4 protein-coding genes and 1 pseudogene (1 of these 5 cut by a window edge) are annotated in these 2,941 nt (G+C 61.6%); 2 read left to right on the top strand and 3 right to left on the bottom strand.

From position 1 onward, the window contains the following. Nucleotides 1-672 (top strand): annotated as a pseudogene (locus tag E5W87_RS28270) (endonuclease/exonuclease/phosphatase family protein) (it extends 137 nt beyond the left edge of the window). 10 nt (nucleotides 673-682) lie between these two features. On the opposite strand, the gene E5W87_RS28265 reads toward E5W87_RS28270, so the two are convergent. From E5W87_RS28265 to E5W87_RS28255, 3 genes are all read right to left on the bottom strand, one after another. Next, a complete protein-coding gene (locus E5W87_RS28265) occupies nucleotides 683-1,270 on the bottom strand; it encodes a GNAT family protein (RefSeq protein WP_095487524.1) in 588 nt (195 codons plus the stop codon). 118 nt (nucleotides 1,271-1,388) lie between these two features. Continuing rightward, nucleotides 1,389-1,658 (bottom strand): 50S ribosomal protein L27, encoded by a 270-nt coding sequence (gene rpmA / locus E5W87_RS28260; protein ID WP_095487526.1) that lies wholly within the window; start codon nucleotides 1,656-1,658, stop codon nucleotides 1,389-1,391. Between the two features lie 99 nt (nucleotides 1,659-1,757). Next, a complete protein-coding gene (locus E5W87_RS28255) occupies nucleotides 1,758-2,411 on the bottom strand; it encodes a 50S ribosomal protein L21 (RefSeq protein WP_292405018.1) in 654 nt (217 codons plus the stop codon). A 248-nt stretch (nucleotides 2,412-2,659) separates the two neighbouring features. On the opposite strand from E5W87_RS28255, the gene E5W87_RS28250 reads away from it, so the two are divergent. Next, the coding region (locus E5W87_RS28250; RefSeq protein WP_292405015.1) for a helix-turn-helix domain-containing protein at nucleotides 2,660-2,941 on the top strand (282 nt) is incomplete at its 3' end.

Genomic DNA, 2,941 nt, shown 5'->3' with positions numbered 1-2,941 from the left:
AGCAATTTCGAGGCCAATATCGGCTCGCGTCTGGAAAACGGCCGTGCCATCACGACCACCTTCCAGCTCGGCAATATGGTGCTGTCGAAAACGCCTATCCATCTGTCGCGCAATCTCCTCTTGCCGCGCAGCCGCAGTTTCGAAGTGATGAACTTCCAGCGCGGCGCGCTGGAGGCGCTGATCGGGACGCCGCTTGGTTTCATCCGCTTCTATTCCACCCATCTCGACCATCGCAGCCCGATCGAACGCTTGAGCCAGATCCGGTTTCTGCGCCAGCGCCTGTTGAACTATGCGATCGAGGGCGGCGCGCTGTCCGGCGTCGCCGAAGTCGGCCTGCCGGATCTGCCTTGTCCCGAAGCCTTCATCGTCATGGGCGACTTCAACATGCTGTTCGGATCGCCGGAATATGTCGAACTCGCCGGCCGCCCGGATCATGAGTTCGGCATGCCTGTGACAGCCGACCTTGCCGTCGATGTCGCCCTGCGCCTTGCGACCGCAGGTGCCGATCTCGTCACCTGGGTCGACCCCAAGCGGCCGGACGACGCCAGCCGCCACAAGCGCATCGACTATGTCTTCACCAGCGCCTCGCTTGCCAAATCGCTGAAGCGCCTGTGGGTCGACCGGCAAGCGGTCGGCTCGGACCACTTGCCGGTCTGGGTCGAGATGGCCTGACCAACATCCATCAGAAATGCACCCAGTTCCTGAGGCTGGTCCAGGTCTTGCGGTCGAGACGATAGCGCTCGACGGGCACCTGGCCGGCGACGATCGAGTTCAGCATGCCCTGGCCGGCATATTGGAAGCCGCATTTGTGGATGACCCGGCGCGAGGCCGGATTGATGACCCGCGTCGAGGCATGCAGCACCTGGATCGCCGTCTTCTGGAAGGCGAGGTCGACCAGCGCGTGCGCTGCCTCCGTCGCATAGCCGCGCTTCCAGTAGGGCTCGCCGATCCAGTAGCCGAGCTCCAGCCCGCGATCGGTGGTGTTGAGGCCGGCGCAGCCGACGAAGGTTTCGGTACCGGCCAGCGTCAAGGCATAGGCAATCCCGGCCCGGCGCGATGCCGTCATCGCAAGGAAGGCGCGTGCCTCGGCCTCGCCATAGGGGTGCGGCATGCGGGCTAGCATTTCGGCGACGTGGCGGTTGTCGGCGAGCACCACCAGTTGCTCGATATCGCTTTCGCGCGGCGCCCGCAGGACCAGCCGCTCGGTCATCACGACCGGGCAATCTATCGCGTAACTTTCACCGTCTGTGTCTTCCGCTTCGGCAACCATGTCAGTCCTCCAGGCACAAGAAAAAGGGGAGATGGAAACCCATCTCCCCTGATCCATTTCCTGGCTTGGCCAGACACCGGTTCCCGAGATGGGTGCCGGTGTTCTCGTACGGAACCGGCTACTCCGCGGCCTTCGTCATCGGGTTCACCGATACGTAGGTTCGGCCATTGGCTTTTTTGTTGAAGGTGACTGCGCCAGCTTCGAGCGCAAACAGCGTGTGATCCGTGCCAATGCCGACATTGACGCCGGGATGCCACGTCGTGCCGCGCTGACGAATAATGATGTTGCCCGGAATCACGGCTTCGCCGCCGAACTTCTTCACGCCGAGCCGCTTGGAATGCGAGTCGCGACCATTGCGCGACGAACCGCCAGCTTTCTTGTGTGCCATCTAACTACTCCGATGCGCCGCGAGGGCGCCTAAAAGGTCTTATGAACGCGTTCGCGTTCCGTTTCAAGTCCGATCCGGCGACGATTGCGCCGGTTCGCTTTACTTCTTCGCCAGTTCCTTGGCCTGTTCACGCCAGTCCATGATCTGGTCGGCGCTGAACGGCATATGCTCGTCGATCTTGGCGACATCCTTGTCGGACAGCTTGGCGATCTGGGCGAAGGTCGTGATGCCCTGCTCGTTCAACTGGCCGGCCGCGACCGGGCCGATGCCCTTGATCACGGTCAGATCGTCCGGCTCGCCCTTCGGCGTCTTGAACAGCGGAGCGGCGGTTTCGGTTGCCTTGGCCTCGGTTTCCTTCGGCGCAGCCTCTGCCTTGGCTTCCTTCTTCGGAGCAGCCTTTGCCTCGGTCTTGGCCGCGGCCTTCTTCGTCGGCTTGGCACCATCCAGCAGGATCTCGGCGATCCGCACGGTGGTCAAAAGCTGACGATGGCCGATCTTGCGGCGCGAATTCTGCCGGCGGCGCTTCTTGAAGGCGATGACCGTGCGGTTCTTGCCCTGTTCGACGACTTCGGCGGTGACCAAGGCGCCGTCGACGAACGGCGCACCGAACGTCACATTCTCGCCCTCGCCATGCGCGAGCACATGGCCGATCTCGACGATATCGCCGACCTGGCCTTCGACTTTTTCGATCTTCAGGAGATCGTTGGCGGCTACGCGATACTGCTTGCCGCCCGTTTTGATGACTGCGAACATTTTTTGCCTTTCGCTGTTCGGTCGGCCTTGATGAACCGCTTCAGGCGGTCCGGCCGTCTTTTTGTCAGTCTGCGGGTTCAAAAAACAAGCGGCGCGGAAGAACCCTCCACGCCGATTGCGCGCTGTCCCTAACCGAAGGTTCGGCGCGAGTCAAGGCAAACGGCGCAAAGTGTCGTAAGCACATGAGTTGTCCGGATTAGGTAGCACATGAGTTGTCCGGTTTTATCGCCAGCGAATGGAGGCTGGGGATGAATCGGGCGGCATGGCTACAGGACCGGAGAATGCAGAAGTTTCGAGACGTATTGAGCCGCTGGAGTGGCGGCGATCTTTCGATGATGGAGGCAGGCGAGTTGCTTGGCATGTCGGAGCGGCAGTTTCGCCGCTACCGTGACCGTTACGAAGAGGCTGGGGAAGCTGGGTTGCTTGACCGTCGCCTGGGCAAGATTTCGACGCGTCGGGTGCCTGCGGAAGCGATTGAGGAGATGCTGGAGCTTTATCGTCATCGCTACCTTGGCTGGAATGTGAAGCAT

The organism is Mesorhizobium sp., assembly GCF_004962925.1.
GTDB lineage: Bacteria > Pseudomonadota > Alphaproteobacteria > Rhizobiales > Rhizobiaceae > Mesorhizobium.
The sequence above is the reverse complement of the archived record's forward strand: the minus strand, read 5'-3'. Positions and strand labels throughout refer to the sequence as shown.